At 70.5% G+C, this 22,263-nt stretch carries 17 protein-coding genes; 10 read left to right on the top strand and 7 right to left on the bottom strand.

Annotation, left to right across the window (positions count from 1 at the left end; all coding sequences use genetic code 11):
• Nucleotides 1-177: 177 nt before the first annotated feature.
• On the top strand, nucleotides 178-1,800 hold the full coding sequence (locus tag ACLQ2O_RS12660) for an amylo-alpha-1,6-glucosidase (protein ID WP_425830607.1): 1,623 nt from the start codon (nucleotides 178-180) through the stop codon (nucleotides 1,798-1,800).
• A gap of 98 nt (nucleotides 1,801-1,898) precedes the next feature.
• Here ACLQ2O_RS12660 and ACLQ2O_RS12655 read toward each other — a convergent pair whose 3' ends face one another.
• The gene (locus ACLQ2O_RS12655) at nucleotides 1,899-2,384 is read right to left on the bottom strand and encodes a carboxymuconolactone decarboxylase family protein (protein WP_425830605.1); all 486 of its coding nucleotides are present in this window, start codon (nucleotides 2,382-2,384) and stop codon (nucleotides 1,899-1,901) included.
• Between the two features lie 272 nt (nucleotides 2,385-2,656).
• Here ACLQ2O_RS12655 and ACLQ2O_RS12650 point away from each other — a divergent pair, with 272 nt between their 5' ends.
• Both ACLQ2O_RS12650 and ACLQ2O_RS12645 read left to right on the top strand, forming a co-directional pair.
• Nucleotides 2,657-4,696 carry a HelD family protein gene (locus ACLQ2O_RS12650; RefSeq protein ID WP_425830603.1) on the top strand — a complete coding sequence of 680 codons (2,040 nt, stop codon included), beginning with the start codon at nucleotides 2,657-2,659 and terminating at the stop codon, nucleotides 4,694-4,696.
• Between the two features lie 75 nt (nucleotides 4,697-4,771).
• A complete protein-coding gene (locus ACLQ2O_RS12645; protein ID WP_425830601.1) occupies nucleotides 4,772-5,824 on the top strand; it encodes a serine hydrolase domain-containing protein in 1,053 nt (350 codons plus the stop codon).
• Here ACLQ2O_RS12645 and ACLQ2O_RS12640 read toward each other — a convergent pair.
• Entirely contained in the window at nucleotides 5,821-6,438 is a 618-nt protein-coding gene (locus tag ACLQ2O_RS12640; protein ID WP_425830599.1) for a dihydrofolate reductase family protein, read from the bottom strand. The two genes, ACLQ2O_RS12645 and ACLQ2O_RS12640, sit on opposite strands and share 4 nt — an antisense overlap.
• 81 nt (nucleotides 6,439-6,519) lie before the next feature.
• Here ACLQ2O_RS12640 and ACLQ2O_RS12635 point away from each other — a divergent pair, with 81 nt between their 5' ends.
• Together ACLQ2O_RS12635 and ACLQ2O_RS12630 are read left to right on the top strand one after the other, a co-directional pair.
• The gene (locus ACLQ2O_RS12635; protein WP_425830597.1) at nucleotides 6,520-6,924 is read left to right on the top strand and encodes an MmcQ/YjbR family DNA-binding protein; all 405 of its coding nucleotides are present in this window, start codon (nucleotides 6,520-6,522) and stop codon (nucleotides 6,922-6,924) included.
• 46 nt (nucleotides 6,925-6,970) lie between these two features.
• Complete coding sequence (locus tag ACLQ2O_RS12630) at nucleotides 6,971-8,254, top strand: hypothetical protein (protein ID WP_425830595.1); 1,284 nt, start codon at nucleotides 6,971-6,973, stop codon at nucleotides 8,252-8,254.
• Nucleotides 8,255-8,263: 9 nt separating this feature from the next.
• Here ACLQ2O_RS12630 and ACLQ2O_RS12625 read toward each other — a convergent pair whose 3' ends face one another.
• The 3 genes from ACLQ2O_RS12625 to ACLQ2O_RS12615 form a co-directional block, all read right to left on the bottom strand.
• On the bottom strand, nucleotides 8,264-9,343 hold the full coding sequence (locus ACLQ2O_RS12625) for a CU044_5270 family protein (RefSeq protein WP_425830593.1): 1,080 nt from the start codon (nucleotides 9,341-9,343) through the stop codon (nucleotides 8,264-8,266).
• Nucleotides 9,340-9,855 (bottom strand): SigE family RNA polymerase sigma factor, encoded by a 516-nt coding sequence (locus ACLQ2O_RS12620; protein WP_425830591.1) that lies wholly within the window; start codon nucleotides 9,853-9,855, stop codon nucleotides 9,340-9,342. Before ACLQ2O_RS12620 ends, ACLQ2O_RS12625 begins: the two co-directional genes overlap by 4 nt.
• Before the next feature lie 81 nt (nucleotides 9,856-9,936).
• On the bottom strand, nucleotides 9,937-13,263 hold the full coding sequence (locus ACLQ2O_RS12615; RefSeq protein ID WP_425830589.1) for a S8 family serine peptidase: 3,327 nt from the start codon (nucleotides 13,261-13,263) through the stop codon (nucleotides 9,937-9,939).
• A 157-nt stretch (nucleotides 13,264-13,420) separates the two neighbouring features.
• On the opposite strand from ACLQ2O_RS12615, the gene ACLQ2O_RS12610 reads away from it, so the two are divergent.
• Nucleotides 13,421-15,151, top strand: a complete 1,731-nt coding sequence (locus tag ACLQ2O_RS12610) for an L-aspartate oxidase (RefSeq protein WP_425830587.1) — start codon at nucleotides 13,421-13,423, stop codon at nucleotides 15,149-15,151.
• Nucleotides 15,152-15,298: 147 nt separating this feature from the next.
• Nucleotides 15,299-16,111, top strand: a complete 813-nt coding sequence (locus ACLQ2O_RS12605; RefSeq protein WP_425830586.1) for a SigB/SigF/SigG family RNA polymerase sigma factor — start codon at nucleotides 15,299-15,301, stop codon at nucleotides 16,109-16,111.
• An 18-nt stretch (nucleotides 16,112-16,129) separates the two neighbouring features.
• Here the strand turns inward: ACLQ2O_RS12605 and ACLQ2O_RS12600 are convergent, their stop codons facing one another.
• Nucleotides 16,130-16,696, bottom strand: a complete 567-nt coding sequence (locus ACLQ2O_RS12600; RefSeq protein ID WP_425830584.1) for a CGNR zinc finger domain-containing protein — start codon at nucleotides 16,694-16,696, stop codon at nucleotides 16,130-16,132.
• A 64-nt stretch (nucleotides 16,697-16,760) separates the two neighbouring features.
• On the opposite strand from ACLQ2O_RS12600, the gene ACLQ2O_RS12595 reads away from it, so the two are divergent.
• On the top strand, nucleotides 16,761-18,101 hold the full coding sequence (locus tag ACLQ2O_RS12595; protein WP_425830582.1) for an MFS transporter: 1,341 nt from the start codon (nucleotides 16,761-16,763) through the stop codon (nucleotides 18,099-18,101).
• Here the strand turns inward: ACLQ2O_RS12595 and ACLQ2O_RS12590 are convergent.
• Complete coding sequence (locus ACLQ2O_RS12590; RefSeq protein ID WP_425830580.1) at nucleotides 18,081-18,782, bottom strand: VOC family protein; 702 nt, start codon at nucleotides 18,780-18,782, stop codon at nucleotides 18,081-18,083. The two genes, ACLQ2O_RS12595 and ACLQ2O_RS12590, sit on opposite strands and share 21 nt — an antisense overlap.
• 244 nt (nucleotides 18,783-19,026) lie before the next feature.
• Here ACLQ2O_RS12590 and ACLQ2O_RS12585 point away from each other — a divergent pair, with 244 nt between their 5' ends.
• Nucleotides 19,027-21,240, top strand: coding sequence for a carbohydrate-binding protein (locus ACLQ2O_RS12585; RefSeq protein ID WP_425830578.1), 2,214 nt, complete (start codon nucleotides 19,027-19,029; stop codon nucleotides 21,238-21,240).
• Nucleotides 21,241-21,277: 37 nt separating this feature from the next.
• On the top strand, nucleotides 21,278-22,261 hold the full coding sequence (locus tag ACLQ2O_RS12580; RefSeq protein ID WP_425830576.1) for a glutathione S-transferase family protein: 984 nt from the start codon (nucleotides 21,278-21,280) through the stop codon (nucleotides 22,259-22,261).
• Nucleotides 22,262-22,263: the final 2 nt, after the last annotated feature.

The raw sequence follows: 22,263 nt of genomic DNA, 5'->3' as shown, positions 1-22,263 counted from the left end.
ACCGGGCAAGTCGTCGTAGAAGGGGGCAGTCGTCGTAGAAGGGAGCAGTGGTTGACGGAGGGGGCAGTCTTCGTCGAAGTGGGCGGTCAACGACGGGGACGTCGAGCCGTGGGCGAGTTGGTCGGGGTGCGGACCCTTCGCCTCCCGCAGGCATCGCATATCCAATAGGATCTGGGGATGGACTTTGATCTTCGTGAGATTCCCTTCAGTCGGCGCGGCTCGTGGTTGGCGCTGTCTCCTGTCATCGCGTACGGCGTGGTGGCGGATGACGTTCATCTCGTGACGCATCAGACCAAGCAGGTGGGGGTGCTCGCGTTGAAGCCGTCGGAGGCGACGGAGGTGGTTGCGGCGCCGGAGGTGTTGCGGTGGGAGGCGGCTGCGGGGCGGATCGAGGCTGTGTTCGAGACGGTGGACACAGTGCGGTTTCGCGGGCGGGGGCTGGCGTTGGAATTGAGCGCTGACGAGGAGACGCATTTGTTCGTCGACCCGACTGATCTGAGTCCGGTCTTTGCCAGCCATGCTTCGGGGCGGCGGTATCGGGTCACGATGGTGCGTGGGGACGCGACGACCGGGCCTGGGCGGACCGTGCGGCTGGACGGCGACGACGGTTGGGAGGCGGTCGTCGAGGAGTTCGGGACCGCGCGGCCGCCGTACGAGAAGGTGGCGGAGTTCGACCAGGTGGTGGCCGGGGTGCGGGCGGAGTTCGGGGAGTTCGTCGAGCGCGTCGCCGGGTGGCGGACCGCGGAGTACCCGGCCGCCGAGGCGGCGGCGTACGTGCTCTGGGCAAGCATCGTGCGGGCGGACGGGTTCGTGACGCGCGAGGCCGCGTTGATGTCGAAGCACTGGATGGACCGGGTGTGGAGCTGGGACCACGCGTTCAACGCGCTCGCGCTGGCGCCGGGTGAGGCGGAGCTGGCGCTGGATCAGTTCCTGATGCCGTTCGATCACCAGGAAGCGAGTGGGGCGCTGCCGGACGTCGTCGGGCACTCCGGCATCGTCTACAACTTCGTGAAGCCGCCGATCCACGGGTGGGCGTGGCGCAAGCTCGCGACCGGGCCGACGAGCGTCGAGGTGTACGAGCGGTTGGCGGCGTGGACGAAGTTCTGGCTGGACCGGCGCCGGGTTCCTGGGCACGCTTTGCCGCACTACCAGCACGGGTTCGACAGCGGGTGGGACAACGCGACGATCTTCGACCACGAGCCGGTGATCGAAGCACCTGATCTCGCGAGTGTTCTCGTCCTGCAACTGGAGGCGCTCACCGCGCTGGCCGAGGAGCTCGCGCGGCCGGACGATGCGGCGTACTGGAGCACGACCGCGGACGAGATCGTCGCTGGACTGCTCGCCGACCTGTACGACGGGAAGGACTTCGCCGCGCGCGGTGCCTCGAGCCGTACGCCGAGCAAGACGACGAGCCTGGTCACGGCGCTGCCGATCATGATCGGGCACCGGCTCCCGGCCGAGGTCGTCGAGCAGCTCGTCGCCAAGATCCGCCGGCATCTGACTGCCTGGGGTCTGGCGTCGGAGCAGCCGGACTCCGCCGACTACGACGCCGACGGCTACTGGCGCGGGCCGATCTGGGCGCCGCCGACCGTGCTGCTCGATGACGGGCTGCGCTCCGTCGGCCAGGTCGACCTGGCCGACGAAGTCAGCACGCGTTTCCGCCGGCTGTGCGAGCGCTCCGGTTTCGCCGAGAACTTCGACGCGCTGACCGGTGAGGGCCTGCGCGATCGCGCGTACACGTGGACGGCAAGTGCCTACCTGCTGCTGGCCCGCGAGGACGCAGCCCGCCGGCACCGCTGAACCCAGCACGTCCCCGGCCCGACACGCGGACCGGGGGCTGACGGGAGCGGCCCGCGTTGGTTGGCGTCCACACGACCAGCCGCACAGACCCTGCGCGACTAGCTGATCAGCGCCGCGGCCGTCCCCGGCTCGTACGCACCGGCCGGGTTCTGAACGATCACGTTCATCCGGTTGGCGGCGTTGATCAGCGCGATCATGCAGATCAGCGCGCCGACCTCGTCGTCGGTGAAGTGCTTGCGGACGGCGGACCAGGTCTCGTCGCTGACTCCTTCGAAGGCGTCGGCCAGCCGGGTCCCCTCCTCGGTCAGCGCCAGAGCGGCCCGCTCCGCCTCGGTGAAGACGGTGGCCTCGCGCCAGACGGCCACCAGATGAAGCCGCTGCTGCGACTCCCCCGCGGCGGTCGCGTCCTTCGTGTGCATGTCGACGCAGAACGCGCACCCGTTGATCTGGCTCGCGCGCAGCGCCAGGATCTCCTGCAGCGCCTTCGGCACCGTCGACTGCTCGAGGACGCCCGCGACCGAGTAGATCCGCTTCGCGACCTTCGCGGCCGTCGGGCTCTCGAACAGGTTGAACCGTGCTTCCATCATCGTCTCCTCTGTCGGTGGTGCTCACGAGACACCGACCGCCCGACGGCGCGTGACAGCCGACCGAGGTGACCTGAGCCTCACCGGGAAATCCGGTGGCGATCGACCGGACCACCTGCTAGCGTCGCCGGTCTGTCTTTTCGGGTGGCTTGTCTGCACTGCGTGAGGGTCGAAACGAACCGGACGTACTCCGGGGCGGGATCTCGAAGATCGCCGTCGACACACCGTCGTTCGTTTCCCTCCACCACGACAGCACGAGAGGTCCCACACCGATGGCCGAATCCCAGCAGAGCTCCGAGCTCGACGCAGAGCGCGCCTACCTGGCCGAGTCCCGCGCGGCGCTGCGCCGGATGCACCACGACGTCACCGCGCGCGAGATCCCGGTGATCGGCGGCGAGGACAACGACGAGCGCTTCACCAACGAGGCCAACCAGCGCGCCCACCAGCAGCGCACGCTCGCGCTGCTCGACCTGCCCGACGTCCCGCTGTTCTTCGGCCGTCTCGACTACGAGCACGGGTCGATCGAGGACCTCGACCGGTACTACATCGGCCGCCGGCACGTGCACGACGGCACCGGCGTACCGATGGTGATCGACTGGCGGGCGCCGGTGTCGGTCCCGTTCTACCGCGCGACCCGCAGCGACCGGCAGCACGTGCTGCTGCGCCGCCGGTACGGCTTCTCCGACACCGCCGAGCTGACCGGGTTCGAGGACGAACCGATGATCGGCGCTGAGGAGCTCGACCAGGCCGACAGGTTCCTGCGCGCCGAGATCGAGCGCCCGCGCACCGGCCCGATGCGCGACATCGTCGCCACCATCCAGCCCGAGCAGGACGACCTGGTCCGCGCACCGCTGCAGCCGAGCGTCTGCGTCCAGGGCGCACCCGGTACGGGGAAGACCGCCGTCGGGCTGCACCGCGTCGCCTACCTGCTCTACACCGAGCGCGAGCGGCTGAGCCGTGGTGGCGTCGTGATCGTCGGCCCGAACCGCTCGTTCCTGTCCTACATCCGCAAGGTCCTGCCCGCGCTCGGTGAGGTGAACGTCCGCCAGATCACCATCGAGGAGCTGATCACCTCGCCCGTGCTCGCCGTCGACGGGCCGGAGGCCGCCCGCGTCAAGGGCGACGCCCGGATGGCCGAGATCCTGCGCCGCGCGCTCTGGACGTCCGTCGGTACGCCGGCCGAAGGAATCCTGTACAGCAAGGGATCCCAGCGCTACCGCGTGCACGACTACGAGCTCGTCGACATCGTCAACGCCCTCAACGGGTCGACCCGGTACACCCCGGGCCGTAACGCGCTCGCGCAGCGCATCGCGCACGCCGTACTGGTGCTGATGGAACGCCGCGGCGAGTCGCCCGACGACCGGGTGCAGAACGCCGTGGCCCGGTCCAAGCCGGTGAAGCAGCTGGTCGACGCGGTGTGGCCGAAGGTGACGCCCGAGCAGGTCCTGTGGAAGTTGTTCTCCGACGCGGAGTTCCTCGCGACGCAGGCTCCCGAACTGACCGACGACGAACGTGCTGCCCTGCTGTGGCCGAAGGCGCCGCGCTCGGCGAAGACGGCCAAGTGGTCGAGCGCCGACACCGTGCTGCTCGACGAGCTCGACGACCTGATCGAGCGGCACGCCGGTTCGCTCGGGCACCTCGTGCTGGACGAGGCGCAGGACCTGTCGGCGATGCAGCTGCGCGCGCTCGGCCGCCGGTGCCGGAGCGGCTCCGCGACGGTGCTCGGCGACCTCGCCCAGGCGACGACCGCGTGGGCCGCCGGGCCGTGGGACCAGGTCCTCGCCCACCTCGGCAAGGAGGACGGCATCGTGGCCGAGCTCGACCGCGGCTTCCGGGTGCCGGAGCAGATCATCGACTTCGCGGCGCAGCTGCTGCCGACGATCGCGCCGACCCTCGGAACGCCGAGCGGCGTCCGGACCGTTGCCGACGCCCTCAAAGTCGTTGCTGCTGACAAGGAAACCTTCACGACCGAGATCATCGACGCCTGCAAGGAATCCCTGGCCGGCGTCGGATCGGTCGCCCTGATCGCCGCCGACGACCAGATCGAGCAGCTGTGCGACGTACTGGCTGATGCCGGTCTGCAGCCCGCGCTGCTCGGTGCGGTCGAGGACGCGATGGACACGACCCGCCTGGTCTGCGTCCCGGCGACGCTGGCGAAGGGACTCGAGTTCGACGCGGTGGTCGTCGCCGAGCCGGCGCGGATCGTCGCGGCCGAGGCCCGCGGGCTCCAGCGCCTGTACGTCGTACTGACGCGGGCAGTCAGCCGGTTGCAGATCGTGCACGCCGACCCCTTGCCGGCCGCCCTGGGATAGCGGGGGTTCCCCCGAGGGCCGGATCAGGTCTTTCCCGGTTACGGGCAAGCGCCGGGCGGCGGCAGGGTGGTGCTCATGATGATGACCCTGGGGACCGCGGTCCTGAGCACCGCCCTGCTGGCGACACCCATTCACCCGTCGGGACTGCAGCAGAAGGTCGACGCCGTCGTCGCCGCGGGGGCGACGAGCGCGACCGCCGAGATCAGCACCGACAGCGGAAGGACGCGCGCGTCGAGCGGCGCTGCCGTGGCGGGCACGCACTTGCCCGTGCCGTCGGACGCGCGGTTCCGGATCGGCAGCGAGACGAAGACGTTCCTCGCGACCGTCGTCCTGCAACTGGTCGACGAGGGCCGGCTGAACCTCGACGACAAGGTCGAGCGCGTGCTGCCCGGCGTCGTGCACGACGACCGGATCACGGTCCGCCAGCTGCTCAACCACAGCAGCGGTCTGCACGAGGTGCTCGCGACGCTGCCGTCACCGCGGTCGGAGGAGTTCCTCGCGATCCGCTGGAAGACGTGGACCACCGCCGAGCTCGTCGCCCGCGCGACGGCCTACCCGGTGGACTTCGCTCCCGGCTCCCAGGTGGTCTACAACAACACCGGCTACCTCGTGCTCGGCCTGATCGTCGAGAAGGTCACCGGCCACTCGTACGCCGACGCGATCAAGCACCGGATCATCAAGCCGCTGCAGCTGAGGAGCACGTCGGTCCCCGGGACGAACCCGTTCATCCTCGGCCCCCACGCCCGCGGCTACCTCCCGCTCGAGAAGGGCCTGGTCGACATCACCAACGTCAACCCGTCGGTCCTGAACGCCGCCGGCGAGATCATCTCCACGACCCGTGACCTCAACCGGTTCTTCGGTGCCCTGCTCGACGGCGAACTGCTGCCGCCCCAGCTCATGCAGGAGATGAAGGAGACCGCGCACGAGTCGCAGTACGGCCTGGGCCTGATCCGCCGAACGCTCCCCTGCGGCGACGCCTGGGGCAAGGACGGTGACGCGCCGGGCTACTCGACGTGGACCTTCGTCTCGCCGAACAACCAGCGTCGCGTCACCGTCTCGGTCACCTGGGGCGCGGGCAACCACAAGGCCGCCGTCAACGCGCTGCTCGACAAGGAGCTGTGCCGCTAGCGCCGTACGAGCCGGACGTGAGTGACCGCCGGTGAGCTGATCTGCTGGACGACCTCGTACTGCTTCAACGCGTCACCGAGGCCGGCGAACAGCGGCTCGCCGGCACCGGCGAGGATCGGCGCCACGGCGATGTCGAGCTGGTCGATCAGCCCGGCCCGCAGGTACTGGCGGACCGTCGCCGCGCCGCCCGCCACGATCACGTCCTTCTCGCCGGCCGCTTCGCGCGCCTTGCCGAGCACGACCTCGATCGGCTCGTCGGTGAAGTGGAACGTCGTGTCCCCCTCCATCCGCACGTCCGGCCGCGGGTGGTGGGTGAACACCCACACGTCGTGGTGGTACGGCGGGTTGGCACCCCACCACCCGGTCCACGACTCGTCCGGCCACTCGCCGCGCACCGGCCCGAACATGTTGCGTCCCATGATGGTCGCGCCGAACGCCTCGGCGTCCAGCCCGACCTCGGCGTCGAGCCCGGTCGCGGTCCCGTCGAACAGCGGGTCCATCCAGTCGTGCAGGTGGTCGACGCCGTCCCCGAACGGCTCCTCCAGCCGCTGGTCCGTGCCCGCCCCGAAGCCGTCCAGCGTGATCGTGAAGTTGTGCACCCGGACCTTGCCCATGATCGTTTCCCTCCGCCTGAGTTCCTGCTGACACCCCTTGGTCGGAGCCGCCGGTCTGCCTTTGACATCTAAACTGACCAGATGCCGGGCCGGACAGCTAAAGTTGCCGACGTGCACGAGATCGCGTTGGCGATGCCGCACGTCACTGTGGAGAAGGGTCCCGTCTACCAGGTCGGCGGGAAGTCGTTCGTGTTCTTCCGGACCCCGCGGCCGGACGCGTTCGACCCCGAGACCGGTCAGCGGTACGACGACGTGATCGTGATCTGGGTGCCCGAGGAGGACGACAAGCTCGCGCTGGTCTCCGACGAGAGCAGCCCGTTCTTCACCACGCCGCACTTCGACGGACACCTGTCCGTCCTGGTCCGGGGCAGCGAGCTCGGCGGCCTGTCCCGGCAGGAGCTGGGCGAGGTGATCCAGGACGCCTGGCTGTCACGCGCCTCGAAACGCCGAGCCGCGACCTGGCTCGAGGAGCACCGGCTGGCCTGATCCCGGGCTATCGTCCGGCTGCAAGGTCGTCCTCGGGGAGGCAGTCATGTCGGGCTCAGCACTAGCGGTCGTTCTGGTCATCGGCGGTGTGGTCGTGGCCGGAGTCGCGTGGGGCATCATCGCGCTCGTACGCCGCCAGCAGTACATCAAGTCGCTGCGCGAACGCGGCTGGACGTTCGTGAACAGCCCGGACTTCGGCGCCGTCGCCCGGCTCACGAACCCGCCGTTCGGCCTCGGTTTCCGGCGCGACCCGGACGACCAGATCAGCGGCCGCACCGCGTCGGGCCGCCCGTTCCAGGTGATCGAGTACAAGTCCGAGCGCTGGAAGGGCTGGGTCGCGATGGTCAGCCTCTCCCGTCGCCTGCCCGAGCTGTGGGTCACCGGCGGCGAGACCCAGGTCCGGTACGGCGTGGAGGCGACCATGGTCCCGCCGCCGCCCGCGCTCGGTCCCGGCTGGCAGGTCGGCACGCTCGACCCGGCGTACGCCGCGGAGCTGCTCACCCCGCAGGTCTGCAACCAGCTCAACGGGCTGGCGGGCGGCACCACCGGGCTCAACCTCGGCATCGACGCCGATCAACTGACCGTGCTCGACCCGCCGCGCAAGGAGGTTGACCAGCTCGGCCCGTGGCTGGAGCAGCTCGCCGCCGTCGCCGACGCGATCGACGCGACCCCGCTGGACCACCGGGTGCAGCCCGAGCAGCAGCCGCGCTTCTCCTTCTACCACCACCCGGACTGGTACTGGGTCGACGTCGACGACAGCCTGCTGCAGGGCACCCCGGTGTCCCGGTCCGGTCACAACCACCGCACCGCGGACGTGATCCGCGGCCGCGACGGCGACGGCCCGCCGTTCGTCGCGTTGACCCACCACTGGCAGACCACCCGGACCGAGACCTCGACCGACAGCGAGGGCCGGACCACGACCCGGACCGTGACCGAGAACCACAGCGAGGCGATCCTCGGTTTCCAGCTGCCGGTCCGGATGCCGGAGCTGACCGTGGCCGGCCGGTCGTTCGGGCGCGGGATCAGCTTCGAGAGCGAGCGGTTCAACGACCAGTTCAAGGTCACCTCGCCGAGCACGAAGTTCGCGTACGACGTGATCCACCCGCGGCAGATGGAGTACCTGATGGCGACCTCGCCGGCGCCGTTCCGGATCGCCGACGACTGGGTCTGGTTCTCGCCGGGGCAGCACCACGAGACGGTGATCGCGCACAGCTCCCGCTTCCTGCGCGAGTTCCTGGCCGGGGTCCCCCGCTTCGTCTGGCGCGACCTCGGGCTGGCCGACTCGCCGTACCCGCCGCTCGACGCCGTGACGGCGCCGGGCGGCAGGTGACGGCTCAGCTCACTTCACCGGTGCGGTCGGCTGGTCGTCGGTCCAGCCCGAGGCCAGTACGACGGTCCGGCCGATCTTGCCGCCGAGGTGCTCGCTGCTCAGCAGCTTCCCGGTGCGTGGCTCGATCAGCAACCTGACGGTCGACCGCAGCGCGGGGAACGCGAAGGTGACCGCCGTCCCCTTGCGTCCGAGCGTGTCCGGCACGTTCTCCTCGACCTCGGCCCCGGGCAGTCCGGACAGCAGCCGCAGCGCGGCCCCGCGAACCTTCGGCAGCGCCGGGGTCGTCTCCAGCAGGCCCGTGGCCATGCCGACCAGGTACGACGTGTCGTCGGCGTCCTTGGCCCGGTGAGCCTTGTCCTGCAGCAACCGTGCCCGCAGCCCGTCCGGGGTCGACGGCAGCGCCAGGATCTCCTTCAGCGGCACACCCTGCACGCCCAAGGCGTCGTACCGGTCGGCGTCGCCGTGCAGCTTGTCCAGCTCACCCTTGCCCGGGGAGGCGGTGATGATCTGGTCCCTGGGCACGACCGTGTCGGTCTTGCCCAGGTTCCAGCTGGTCGGAGATCCGGCCTGCCGCCAGACAGCTTCGTCGGCGGCGGTCGCGGGCTTCGCGCCGAGCGACCGTCGACCCCGGTACGACGAGCCGCCCGCGCGGCCCGTCCAGTCCTCCTGCAGGAACGTCTCACGGATCTTGTACGGCGTCTTGTCGCGCCCGACAGGAAGGTCCCGGGTCCAGGTGGTCCTGACCCGGAAGTACTTGCCGGTGGTCACCTCGCCGCGTTCCTCGGCCGCGGCCGCCACGAGCAGCACCGCCCCCGCGGTCAACTGCCGCACCGGAGGCTCGACCGGAGTGGACGCGGCCGGCGGACCGGCCTCGGCCGGTGCGTCCGTCCCGGCGCCGGGAGCGAGCACCAGTGGCACCGACAGCGCGGCGACGGCCACCAACGCCCCGCCACCGACCAGGCCGGCTCCACCCAGTCGCCGGCGACGGGCGGCCTTCTGGCCCCGTCCGAGATCGGCAGCGACCTCGTCGTCGCCGACCACCGGCTCCGGCCCGGCCACCTCGTCGAGCAGCTTCTTCAGATCGGTCATCGCACGTTCTCCAAGTCGTTCGTCGGGTCGACGATCAGGTCGCGGAGCTTGTCGAGCCCCCGCGCGGTCTGGCTCTTCACGGTGCCTTCGCTGCACCCCATCAACTCAGCCACGACGGCCACCTCCAGGTCGCAGAAGAACCGCAGCGCCACGGCCGCCCGCTGACGCTTCGGCAGCCGGCCGAGCGCGGTGCGCATGACCATCCGGTCCTCCGCGCCGCCGGCCGGAACCGGGCCGGACTCGGACAGCTCGTCGGTCAGCGTCTCCCGGTGCCGCCAGAACCGGGCCTTCTCGTCCAGGAACACGTTGACCAGGATCTTGTCGGCGTACCGGGCCGGGCCGAGCTCCGGACTGACCCGGTGCCACTTCAGGTAGAGCTTGGTGAGTGCGGTCTGCACCAGGTCCTCGGCCCAGTGCGCGTCGCCGGAGGTGAACAGCCTCGCGATCCGCACCATCCGCCCCCGGTGGGCGGCGACGTACGCCGAGAACTCCTGGTCGCGGTCGGTGGCCACGTATCTCCTTCGGTTCGTGGTCGCGCTTCTTCTCACTCGTGAGTACGGGCTGTGCCCTGCCCCGGGTTGCACGCGTCGCCATCAGTCCCGCACCTGGTAGGCCCGCAGGGCGGACTGCTCGACCTTGTTGCCCTCGGCGTCCTCCGCGACGGCCCGCAGCGACACGGCGGCACCCTTCGGGTTGGTCACCACCGCACGCCACCTGTCGCCGGTCCGCTCCACCTTCGCAGCCCGCCAGGTCTTCCCGTCGTCGGTCGACACGTCGACCGCCAGGCGCTTCACCCGGACCGCGGGAGCACCCGGCTGGCGCTGGACCGAGATCGGTACGGCGAACGCGGATCCCGCCCGCGCCCGGTTGTGGTCGTCCAGCTCCGGCGTGTAGTGCACGGCCAGGAAAGGCAGCGGCGCCTCCCCGTCGACGTGGGCCGACCGGAACGTCCAGGCGGTGTCGAGCCGGGTCGACCGCTGACTCCACGGCGCCTCGACGGCCGTCTCCAACCGGTACGACGCGGCGCCGGGCGGCACGTCGACCCGGTAGGCGGACGCGCTGGGCAGGTCCTCGATCAGCTCGCCGTCGCGGTAGAGCCGGGCCGATCCGACCGGCAACTTGGGGTTGTTCATGTGCAGCGGGTTGCTGTCCGAGCGCAGGCTGAGCCCGAGAACCAGCTGGTCCCCCACTCTGCGCGCGCCGTTCGCCAGCCCGTTCGGCTCCATCGGTCCCAGGGTCAGCCGCGGGCCGAAGACTCCCTTGTTCCACTCCTGCGGATAGGTCCGGCCCGCCGCGTAGGCCGATCGCTTCGCGTCGTAGAACCACGGCCCGAAGGTCGAGCCGTCCACGGCCTGACCGACCAGGCTCGAAGACCACGTCAGTCCCTCGGCCAGGAAGTACTCGGTCCGCCGGAACGGCATCGTGGCGGTCAGAGCCTGCGCGTCAGAAGGCGGTACGGCGTACTCGAGGCTCGAGGCGGCAGGCCGGGCCGTGTGGCTGGTGATCCCTCGTTGCGGCACGTCGGTCTCGGCCGCGTAGCTCGCCCGCACCGTCGCGAACTCCCCTTGCCGAGGCTTGAGCCGGAGACCGTCCATCACCTGGCCGAGCCGGTAACCCGCCACGTTGTACTCGTACGGACTGTTCGCGAAGTCCCCCGCCGGCCCCGGTTCGGCGAACCGGCCGTAGGCGACGCTGACCACGTCGGCCTCGGGTGCGGCCGGTCCGAGACCCTTGACGTAGATCGGGTTCTCGGCGTCGCCCGGCTGGAAGTAGGTCAGCTCCGTCCCCCGTCCACGGTGCATGTCGCGGGCCACCACCACGGTCTGCTCCATCAGCCGGGCCGTTGCCTTCGGCACCGACATCTCGAGCGGCTTCGCCTGGCGGGCGTCGAGGGTAAGCGCGGTGTCCTTGCCCAGCCTCAGGGCCGGATGCATCAGCAGGGTCCAGTCACTGCCGGTCACGGTGCTGAAGTCCGCGACCGTGTACTCGCCCGGCGGGAGGCGGACCGAGCCCGTTCCGGTTCCGGCGCCGTACAGGAAGTCGCCGCAGGCGGGGTCGGTTCCGCAGTCGCCGACCCGGTCGAAGAACGTGACGTGCTCGGCGGGAGCCTTGCCGTCGCGAGCAATGGTGGTCACGTCGACGCCGTACTTCTCCGTCTCCTTCTCCACCCCGAGCGGAACGCTCACCGTCGTACCGGCTCCGCTGGCGACGACCTGCCCGCTGAACTGCCCGATCGGCACGGTCGCGGGCCGGGTGTCAGCGGTGACCGTCGCGTCCGCGCTTCCACCGGCCGGTACGACGAGCGAGGCGGGCGACACCGTGAAGAGGCCTGCCGGGAGGTCGGTAACCCTCAGGTCGAGGTCAAGGCTCACCGGCGTGCTGCCGGAGTTCCGGTAGGTGACGGTCCTGGTCTGGACGGGGTCGTCCTCGTGCGGCCAGCTCGCCAGCCCGAAGCTCAGGCTCGTCGGCGTGCTCACCACCTGCTGGTCGATCGCGCGAGCGACATCGACGCGCCCGGCGCCCTGGCCGAACGCACCCACGCCCGCCGCGGGCTTGGCCGAAGCCATCAGCGCCGCCTTCACCTGCGCCCCGGTCCAGTCCGGATGCTGCTGGCGCAGGATCGCCGCGGCACCGGCCACGTGCGGCGTCGCCATCGACGTACCGGACAGCGACACGTACTGGTCCCCGACCGGCAGGCCGGCTTCGGTGCCGGCGGCCTTGGCCGCGACGATGTCCACGCCCGGCGCCGTCACGTCGGGCTTGGTGAGCGCGTCGCCGTACGTCGCACCACGGCTGCTGAAGTCGGCCAGCCGGTCCTGCTTGTCCACGGCGCCGACGGTCAACGCCGAGGCCGCGCTCCCCGGCGAGTCGATCGTGCCGGGACCACCCTGCCCGGCGTTGCCGGCAGCGACCACGAACAACGTCCCGTGCTGGGTCGAGAGCGTGTTGACCGCCTGCTCCAGGAGATCGTCGCCCGGTGCGTCAGGACCACCGAGACTGACGTTGACCACGCCTGCTCGCTGCTCGACGGCGGCCCACTCCAGGCCGGCCAGGATCGCGTCTTCCGGGCAGCCATCGAGGCCACACACCTTGGCGTCGATCAGCCGGACGTCCGGCGCGACTCCTCGATACGCCCCGCCGGACGCGGCACCGGTGCCGGTGATCGTCGAGGCGACGTGCGTGCCGTGGCCGACCTGGTCACCGGTCGGCGCGTCGACGAAGTTCTTGGTCGCGGCGACCCGGCCGGCGAGATCCGGGTGCTGAGCGTCGATGCCGGAGTCGACCACCGCCACCGTGACGCCGCGCCCGGTCAGCCCGTCGGCCCAGGCCGCCGGTGCGCCGATCTGCGGCACGCTCTTGTCCAAGGTCGGCTTCCGTACGCCGTTCAGCCAGACCTTGCCGACGCCCGCTCGCAGCTTGCCGCCGGCCTGCAGGGACTTCCAGAACGCGACCGCGTCCCGCTTCGACTCCCGGACGGAGAAGGCGCCGATGCTCGCAAGCTCCCGGCGCCCGCTCGTACCGGCCAGGCGGGCGGCAGCCGATCCCGCGCCCTGCACGATCAACGGCAGCTCCGGCCGTCGCGCGTCGTCGTACCCGGCCTCGATCAGACCGGTTACGTCGAACAGCCGGGGATCGAGCTTGCCCGCGGTCAGCGGTCCGACGGCGTCCAGCGGGATCACCCGGACCCGGCCGCGGTCGTCGGTGATCCGGAAACGCATCGACCGGCGCTCCGGGGCGGGCGTCACTTTCGGCGTCGCGTCCGGTGTGACCTCGACGCGGTCGCCGGTGATGAGCGTCACCGTCGTACCCGGAACTGGCGCAGCGGACGGCGGCAGAGCGGCCGCCGTACCGGGCGGAACTGTCAGCAGGCCGGCGGCCAATCCGGCTGTGACCAGCACAGAGATGGGTCTTCGTTGCACGTGGACTCCTCAGGAGGCGGTGTCTTCTGCGTTCAGTACCGGCCAACCCGCTGCTCCGGTTGCATCTGCGACCTCGCTCACAGGACGTCACACCCGGGCCCTCGGAGCGGTCTGATGGTCAGAAGGAACATCGCAGGCGACCCAGAGGAGCACCGCCGTGACCGTGACCGAGCAGCAGATCTCCACCTCCGTGCTGGTGATCGGAACCGGTGGGGGTGGTCTGCGCGCCGCCATCGAGCTGGCCGAGCGAGGGATCGATGTACTTGCCCTGGGCAAGCGATCGCGGGCGGACGCGCACACCTCGCTGGCCGCGGGCGGGATCAACGCCGCGCTCGCGACGATGGATCCCGAGGACAGCTGGCAGCAGCACGCGGCCGACACGCTGCGGGAGAGCTACCTGCTCGCCAACCCGGTCACCGTGCGGATCGTGACCGAGCAGGCGGCCCGCGGGATCGAGGACCTGGAGCGGTACGGCATGCCGTTCGCCCGGGAGGCCGACGGGCGGATCTCGCAGCGGTTCTTCGGCGCCCACACCTACCGCCGGACGGCGTTCGCGGGTGACTACACCGGACTGGAGATCCAGCGCACGCTGGTCAACCGCGCGGTCCAGCTGGACGTGCCGATCCTGGACACCGTGTACGTGACCCGGATCCTGACGCACGGAAACCGCGTGTTCGGGGCGTACGGCTTCGACCTCGTCACCGGCAAGCGGTACCTGATCCGCGCCGACGCGGTGATCCTGGCCGCCGGCGGGCACACGCGGATCTGGCGGCACACGTCCTCGCGCCGGGACGAGAACACCGGCGACTCCTTCCGCCTCGCCGTCGAGGCCGGCGGCCGGATCCGCGACCCCGAGCTGGTCCAGTTCCACCCGTCCGGCCTCATCGAGCCGGAGAACGCGGCCGGCACGCTGGTCTCCGAGGCCGCCCGCGGCGAAGGCGGCCAGCTGCGTAACGCCGAGGGCGAGCGCTTCATGGCCCGGTACGACGCCGAGCGGATGGAGCTGTCGACCCGGGACCGGGTCGCGCTGGCGGCGTACACGGAGATCAAGGAAGGACGCGGTACGACGCACGGCGGCGTCTGGCTCGACGTCTCGCACCTCCCGCGCGAGACGATCACGCGGCGGCTGCCGCGGGTCTACCAGACGCTGCTCGAGCTGCAGATGCTCGACATCACCAAGGAGCCGATCGAGATCGCGCCGACGGCCCACTACTCGATGGGCGGCGTCTGGGTCCGGCCCGAGGACCACGGCACCGGCGTCGACGGGCTGTACGCGATCGGCGAGGCGGCGAGCGGTTTGCACGGCGCGAACCGGCTGGGCGGCAACTCGCTGATCGAGCTGATGGTGTTCGGCCGGATCGTGGCCGAGGACGCGGCGCGGTATTCGACCGGTCTGCAACGGCAGGAGCGGTCGGCCTCAGCCGTGGGTGAAGCTCGCGCGGAGGTCGACGGGCTGCTCGCGAGCAACGGCGAGGAGAACGTCCGTGCCCTGCAGCGGGCGCTCCGGAACACGATGACGACGCGGGCGGGCGTCGTACGGGACGAGGAAGGGCTGACCGCGGGACTCGACGAGCTGTCCGAGGTCGAGGACCGGATGGCGAACCTCGGAGTGCACCCCGACATCGCCGGGTTCCAGGACCTCGCGCACGCGTTCGACCTCAAGGCATCGGCGCTGGCCTCACGGGCCACGCTGGAGGCCGCACTGGTACGCCGGGAGACGCGTGGCTGCCACAACCGGTCGGACTACCCCGAGCTGGACGAGAAGCTGCAGGTCAACCTGGTGTGGTCGGGCCGCGGCCAGGTCGAGGCCGAGCCGATCCCGGCGGTCCCGGCCGAGCTGAGCGCGCTGATGCGCGAGGTCTCCAGCGCGGGCAAGCTCGTGGAATGACGCTGTCGGGGACGTGATCACCATTCCCGGCGACCGGGTCAGCCTGCTTCCCTGACGTTTGGGGCGTGGGTACGTGCCGGGCGAAGCTATCTGACCGCGGTCCGGAGAAGGGCCGCGCCGTGACGAGTCCGTCGCGAGGTCATGTTCATGCACACCGTCGTACCCACCAACTGCAGCACCGCCGACGACCGCGCCCTGCGCGAAACGGCCACCCGGGAACTGCTGGAAGCCCGCACCCGGTCCACCGACGACGCCGAGCGGCAGCGGCTGCTCGAACAGGTCGTCGAGCTCAACCTCGAGATCGCCCGCGGGATCGCGCAGCGGTTCCGCGGCCGCGGCGTCGAGGACGACGACCTCGAACAGGTCGCCTGCCTCGGGCTGATGAAGGCGGTCCGCGGCTACCGGATCGACGACGGCGTGCCGTTCATCGGGTACGCCGTACCGACGATCCGCGGCGAGGTGAAGCGCTACTTCCGCGACTGCAGCTGGACCGTCCGCATCCCCCGCCGGCTGCAGGAGCTGCAGGGCCGGATCGCCGGCGTCCTCCCGCAGCTCGAGCAGGAGCTCGGCCGCGAACCCACCCTGGAAGAGGTGGCCGCGACGATCGGCGTCGAGGTCGCCGAGGTCCGCCAGGCCGAAGGCGCACGGGGCTGCTTCACCGTGCTGTCGCTGGACCGCCCGGCCGGGCAGAACGAGCACGACCTCGTGCTCGCCGACGTCATCGCCGCCACCGAGGACCCGCAGCTGCACCGTTTCGAGGCCACCGAGGTGCTGTCCCCGTTGGTCGCGGGCCTCGATCCTCGCGACCGCGAGATCCTCGAACTGCGGTTCGTCGAGAACTGGAAGCAGGCCGACATCGGCCAGAAGCTCGGCATCAGCCAGATGCAGGTCTCCCGCCTCCTGACCCGCATCCTCGCCGGCCTCCGCGACCAGCTCCAGCCCGCGGCGACTGCCGCCTGAGCAGCGACTGAGGCTCCGTCAGGTCGCGGCGGAGCCTCGGCCGTGGTGCCGTGCGACCCGCGCCCGGTTGCCGCACGGCGTACCGCACCAGGCCTGGTTCGGCCGACGCCGGAAGAAGAACTGCCCGCAACCCGGCGCGTCACACAGGGCGAGTTCAGCCGGTCCCGCGACCAGAACATCACGCACCTCACCGGCCAACCGAGCCAGCAGCAACGTGAACGGCCGTGGCGACCCGACCGGCCGGGCCTCGACAACCCCCGGCTCGTCCCCGAGCGCCAGGACCTCCGGCGCCGCTGCCAGTGCCTCGTTCAACACCTCGGTGTCGCCTGCGTCCCACGCCCCCTGCCCGACCGCCGCTCGCAGCAGCCGCAGCGCAGCATCCCGTACGGCGAGGAAGTCGGCCACGTCGCGCGCGGTCACCTTCGCCGGGCGTGGCGCCGGCAGGGCGGCCGCGTCCAGCCACGAGTCCAGGTCGGCCGGCGAACGGATCAGCTCGATCTCGGTCCAGCCCCGGCGGATCACCGTGTTGACGAAGTCGAGCGCAGGCCGGCCCTCCAGCCAGCTCCAGCTCGGTACGTCGTCCATCGTCGCAGTCTAGCGCGACACGCTAATGCTTTACGCAACCAAACGCGTTACCTAGTGTCGAGGGATGAGCCAGGAACGAGCACGGACGGCCGTCATCTGCGCGGTGCAGTTCGTCGATGTCATGGGCGTCACCGTCGTCGTCGCCGCGCTGCCGCGGATGCTGGCGGACCTGCAGGGCTCGCCGACCCAGGCCGGCCTGCTGGTTCCGGCGTACGCCGTGGGCTTCGGCGGGCTCTTGCTGCTCGGAGCCAGACTCGGCGACGCCCGCGGACCGCGTCGGGTCCTGCTGGCCGGGCTCACGGTGTTCGCGCTCGGCTCGATCCTGTGCGCGGTCGCACCGGCCGTCAGTTGGCTCGTCGTCGGCCGCCTCCTGCAAGGCGTCGCCGCGGCGATCAGCATCCCGAACGCCCTGGTCCTGCTGATCGGAGCGACCGAACCGGGCCGATCGCGTAACCGCGCTCTGGCCGCCTGGAACGCGACCGGTGGACTGGCCGGCGCGTCGGGGCTGCTGGTCGGCGGACTGGTCACCGGCAGCGTCGGCTGGCGCGTGATTTTCTGGGCGAACCTCGCGGCGACCGCCGTACTGGCGCTGGCGATCGTACGGCTGGTGAGTCCCGCCGCTCCGAGGACACCGACGCCGCTGAACGCCGGCTCGGTGATTCTCCAGGTCCTCTCCGTCAGCGCACTCGTCGCCGCCGCCAACGCGGCCGGGACCTCCTGGCTCGCGGCGGGCCTGCTCGTCGTACTGGCGATCGCTCTGGTTCCACTCCTCGTCGTCCGGGAGCGCTCCACGAAGAGTCCGCTGGTCCCGCCCGGCATCTGGCGGCGGCACGGCACGGCCGGCGGTGTGATCGGGTCCTTCGGGATCACGGCGACCACCAGCACCTTCATCGTGATCACGACGCTGTGGTTCCAGGACGCGCGTGGGCTCGGCCCCGGCGCGGCCGGGCTGATGATCCTGCCGTTCAGCTTCGCCGTCGTCCTCGGTGCCGCGCTCGCGGCCCGGCTCGTCAAAGGCGGCGCGCGCCGGGTGCTGCTCGGCGGGCTGGTCCTGATCGGTCTCGGCGCGGTGGGCGTGGTCCTCGCGCCGGAGATCCCGGTGATGGTCGTCGCGCTGGTGCTCAGCGGCCTCGGCAACGGGCTCGGCGCGGTCGCCGCCTACACGCTGGGCACGGACGTTCCGGCCGACGAGCAGGCGGCGGCCGCCGGACTGCTCAACACCGCCGCCCAACTCGGAACCGCCGTGATGGTTGCCCTCGGCATCGGGATCGCGACCGCCGTCGGCCCGGGCATGAACCACACCGCCGGCTGGCTGACGGTCGCCGTCACGGCCGTCGTCATCACCACGGCGACCCTCGCCACGGCGAGGCGCCGTACGCCGGTGCTAGCGGCTGATGCCCAGTGAATCCGTGCAGACGCAAGCCTTGTTGCCGTCCGGGTCGGCGATCACGACGTACGACGGGGCCTCGCTGTCGTCGACGACGGTCCCGCCGGCGGCGACGGCCGCGGCGATCCGCTGCTCGGCGTACTCGGGAGCCACCCAGACGTCGAGGTGGAAGCGCTGCCGCGGGGTCTCGTGCTCGTCGGTGTCCTGGAACCACAGGATCGGCACCCGCCCGGTCGCATCCCGTACGTCGGACGAGATGGTCCCCCGCCCGGCCGCGGCGGTGTCGCCGGTCAGCAGCGCCGCCCACATCGGCGCGAGCTTCGCCCCGTTCGCGGTGTCGAGCGCAAGCTCGATCGTGGTGATCCCGGCCGGGTCGGCCCGCACACCCTGCCCAGCCGCGATCTCGGTGATCCGCTGCGCGAGATCGAGGTCCTTGCGCGTCGTGTACTCCACCACGTGCTCGACCCCGTCGACGACGTAGACCGCGTCGTCACTGATCAGCTTGAGGTCGACGAACGTGTCGCCCAGCGTCACCCGCGGCTGGTGACCGAACGCCGTACCGGCCTCCGCGATCGCCCCGACGAACCGGGCTCCCGCCGCGAAGTCCCCCACGACGTACCGGGCATGAATCCCCTGCCCCAGCTTGCGCCAATCAGTCAGCCCCGCCGCGGCGATCTCCGGACCCGTCATCATCTCCATGCCCCGGACCCTAACCCCCGTCCCGGACACTCGGCTTCCGCAATCCCGAACGACCACCCCTGCCCCCTCCGACTTTGTGCACCGCCCAGCCACATCCCGCGCCGAAATATGGCTGAGCGGTGCACAAGGTGGCTTGCCGTGCGTGCCACGTGAAGTTCCGGAACCGTGGAGGGGATGTGGAATGCGCATGCTGCCGGTACCGTCCGGGGTGCAAGCGCTTTCCGCCCCAGTTCCAGGAGGTTTCGTGAGGCGTTCCATCTCTGCGGCGGTTGTCGTCGCGCTGGCGGCCGGGAGCGTGCTGGCCGCTGCTGGGCTGCCGGCGACCGCCGGCCGGCCCGATCGTGGTGCCGCCGTCACCGGCACCTACTCCAGCGGCGCCGACCAGGCCTGGCAGCCCCTGCCGACCACCCACGTGACCCGCGACGACGGTGGTGCCGCCGACGCGACCGTGGTCGTCGACCCGAGCACGCTGCGGCAGAAGTACACCGGCGTCGGCTTCTCGCTCGACGAGACCAGCGTGTCGAACCTGTGGAAGCTGACCCCGGCCGAGCGCGACCGCGCGATCCGCCTGCTGGTCGACCCGAAGAAAGGCGCGGGCCTCGACCGCTTCCGGCTGACCATCGGCAGCCCGGACCTGATCGAGCACCTCCCGTTCTGGTCGTACGACGAACTGCCCGCCGGCGTCACCGAGGACTTCGGCCTCGAGCATTTTTCGATCAAACGCGACGTCGACGCGCACATCATCGACACGGTCAAGCTGATCCAGCGCTACAACCCGCGGGCGACGTTCTTCGCCTCGGCCTGGAGCGCGCCGGCCTGGATGAAGACCAACAACCGGTTCACCGGCGAGGTCGCGCTCAAGCCCGGCAGCACCACGGCGTACTACCAGGTCGGCAAGCTGCGCGACGACTGCATCGACGTGTTCGCGAAGTACTACGTCAAGTACCTCCAGGCGTACGCCAGGTACGGCGTGAAGGTCGACGCGCTGACCCTACTCAACGAGCCGGGCATCGACGTGGTCTACCCGGCGATGGACATCAGCGTCGAGCAGCAGCAGAAGCTCGCGGTCGCGATCAAGCGTGAGGTCCGGCGCGCGGGGCTCGGCACCGAGCTGTACGTGCACGACTTCAACTTCTACGACTGGCGCGACCCGAACAGCACCGAGACCAAGAACTACTACCGGATCTTCAACGACCCGAAGACGAAGCAGGCCAGCGACGCGATCGCGTTCCACCCGTACTGGGGTGATCCCACGGTGATGCGGGACGCGTACGAGCAGACCGGCAAGCCGGTGCACATGACCGAGACCAGCGACCTCGACCCGGCGACGATCCTGGACTACTTCCGGCTGGACGCGTCGTCGTACGTGATGTGGGCGCAGACCACCGACCAGGACGGCGGCACGCTGCACTGGACGTCGGCCCGCGACAACAACATCGATTGGGAGGAGGTCGGCCGTACGACAAAGTGGCCGAACCGCCTGGTCAAGGTCGACACCACCACGAAGACCTTCACGGTCCGCGACGAGCTCTACGCGATGGGCCAGTTCGCCAGGTACCTCGGGCCGGAGCACACCCGGGTCGAGTCCAGTGCCACGAGCAACGGCATCAGCAACGTCGTGTTCAAGGACCGCGGCGACGACTTCGTCGCGATCCTCGGCAACGCGAACGCGACGCCGACGACCGTGCGGGTGGTCCTGGCCGGGAAGTCGTTCACGGCGACCGTGCCGGCGAACTCGTTCGCGACGTACCGCTGGAAGGGCGACGTCCCGTCGGAGCACCACAACCGCGCGCCCGTACTGAAGGACGTGCCGGACGTCGTCGCCGACCAGTACGCGACCACGCAGGTGCAACTGTCCGCGACCGACCGCGATCGTGACCGGCTCGCCTACTACGCGAAGGACCTACCGGCCGGCGTCACCCTCGACGCGCGCAGCGGGCTGGTGACGTTGCGCCCGGCAACGGCCGGGAAGCAGGACGTCAAGCTCCGGGTCACCGACGGTGCGGCGTACGACGAAGTGACGCTGCACGTTACGGTCAACCCGAAGGGCACACCCGTCGGCGAGAAGGTCGAGGCCGAGGCGTACGTCGCCCAGAGCGGCTGGACCGACGGCGGCGCGAACTTCGTCGAGACCAACCCGTCGGCCAGCGGCGGCAAGAACGTCGGCTGGACGGCGGCCGGGAACTGGTTGAAGTACCGGCTCGACGTGAAGCAGGCGGCGACGTACCAGGTCGAGTTCCGCGCGGCGAACGGGAGCGGAGCCGTTGCCCCTGACGCCGTGTCCCTGCGGGACGCGTCCGGCACGGTGCTCGCGAAGCTGTCGATCCCGGACACCGGTGGCTGGGCGACGTACCAGTCCGTCACCGCGCGGATCACGCTGCCGGCGGGCGAGCAGGACCTGACCGTGTTCTGCGAGACCGGTGGGTTCAACGTTGACTACCTGCGGCTGACGGCCTGACCGAGTGAATTCGTCGTTGGTGGGGAACTCTGCAAGGGTGCCCCCCAACGACGAGTTCGACCGTGACACCGACTACATCGCCACCCGGATCACCGCGGACGGCCGCGACGGCTTCCCGGTCGAGCCGGGCCGCTACCGGCTGGTGGTCGCCCGCGCGTGCCCGTGGGCGAACCGCGCGATCATCGTCCGGCGGCTGCTCGGGCTCGAGGACGCGCTGTCGATCGGCTTCTGCGGCCCGACGCACGACGAGCGGAGCTGGACGTTCGACCTCGACCCCGGCGGCGTCGACCCGGTGCTGAAGATCCCGCGCCTGCAGGACGCGTACTTCCGGCGCGACCCGGACTACCCGAAGGGCATCACGGTGCCCGCGATCGTCGACGAGCCGACCGGTGCCGTGGTGACCAACGACTTCGCGCAGCTGACGCTCGACCTGTCGACGGAGTGGACCGCCCACCAGCGCGAGGGTGCGCCCGACCTGTATCCGGAGGCGTTGCGCGGCGAGATCGACGAAGTTGCCGAACGCATCTACACCGATGTCAACAACGCCGTGTACGAGTGCGGGTTCGCCGGGTCGCAGGAGGCGTACGAGGCGGCGTACGACAAGCTGTTCGAGGCGCTCGACTGGCTGTCGGACCGGCTGATCGACACCAGGTACCTGGTCGGCGACACGATCACCGAGGCCGACATTCGGCTGTTCACGACGCTGGTGCGCTTCGACCCGGTCTACCACGGTCACTTCAAGTGCAACCGCAACAAGCTCAGCGAGCTGCCCGTGCTCTGGGCGTACGCGCGCGACCTGTTCCAGACGCCCGGCTTCGGCGACACCGTCGACTTCGAGCAGATCAAGCAGCACTACTACCTCGTGCACACCACGATCAACCCGAACCAGCTCGTCCCGAAGGGACCCGAGCTGGTGAACTGGTCGATGCCGCACGGCCGTGAGGCGCTTGGTGGTGAGCCGTTCGGCGAGGGCACTCCCCCGGGGCCGGTGCGCGAGGGCGAGCGCGTCCCAGGTATCTGACC

Source organism: Kribbella sp. DT2 (assembly GCF_049844575.1).
GTDB lineage: Bacteria > Actinomycetota > Actinomycetes > Propionibacteriales > Kribbellaceae > Kribbella.
Note: the sequence above shows the minus strand (reverse complement) of the source record. Positions and strands in the feature narration are given on the sequence as shown.

Bases quoted from the DNA above. Each gene is read 5' to 3' on its own strand.
- ACLQ2O_RS12660 (WP_425830607.1), top strand. From the start codon at position 178: ATGGACTTTGATCTTCGTGAGATTCCCTTCAGTCGGCGCGGCTCGTGG.
- ACLQ2O_RS12655 (WP_425830605.1), bottom strand. From the start codon at position 2,384: ATGGAAGCACGGTTCAACCTGTTCGAGAGCCCGACGGCCGCGAAGGTC.
- ACLQ2O_RS12650 (WP_425830603.1), top strand. From the start codon at position 2,657: ATGGCCGAATCCCAGCAGAGCTCCGAGCTCGACGCAGAGCGCGCCTAC.
- ACLQ2O_RS12645 (WP_425830601.1), top strand. From the start codon at position 4,772: ATGATGATGACCCTGGGGACCGCGGTCCTGAGCACCGCCCTGCTGGCG.
- ACLQ2O_RS12640 (WP_425830599.1), bottom strand. From the start codon at position 6,438: ATGGGCAAGGTCCGGGTGCACAACTTCACGATCACGCTGGACGGCTTC.
- ACLQ2O_RS12635 (WP_425830597.1), top strand. From the start codon at position 6,520: ATGCCGGGCCGGACAGCTAAAGTTGCCGACGTGCACGAGATCGCGTTG.
- ACLQ2O_RS12630 (WP_425830595.1), top strand. From the start codon at position 6,971: ATGTCGGGCTCAGCACTAGCGGTCGTTCTGGTCATCGGCGGTGTGGTC.
- ACLQ2O_RS12625 (WP_425830593.1), bottom strand. From the start codon at position 9,343: ATGACCGATCTGAAGAAGCTGCTCGACGAGGTGGCCGGGCCGGAGCCG.
- ACLQ2O_RS12605 (WP_425830586.1), top strand. From the start codon at position 15,299: ATGCACACCGTCGTACCCACCAACTGCAGCACCGCCGACGACCGCGCC.
- ACLQ2O_RS12600 (WP_425830584.1), bottom strand. From the start codon at position 16,696: ATGGACGACGTACCGAGCTGGAGCTGGCTGGAGGGCCGGCCTGCGCTC.
- ACLQ2O_RS12595 (WP_425830582.1), top strand. From the start codon at position 16,761: ATGAGCCAGGAACGAGCACGGACGGCCGTCATCTGCGCGGTGCAGTTC.
- ACLQ2O_RS12590 (WP_425830580.1), bottom strand. From the start codon at position 18,782: ATGGAGATGATGACGGGTCCGGAGATCGCCGCGGCGGGGCTGACTGAT.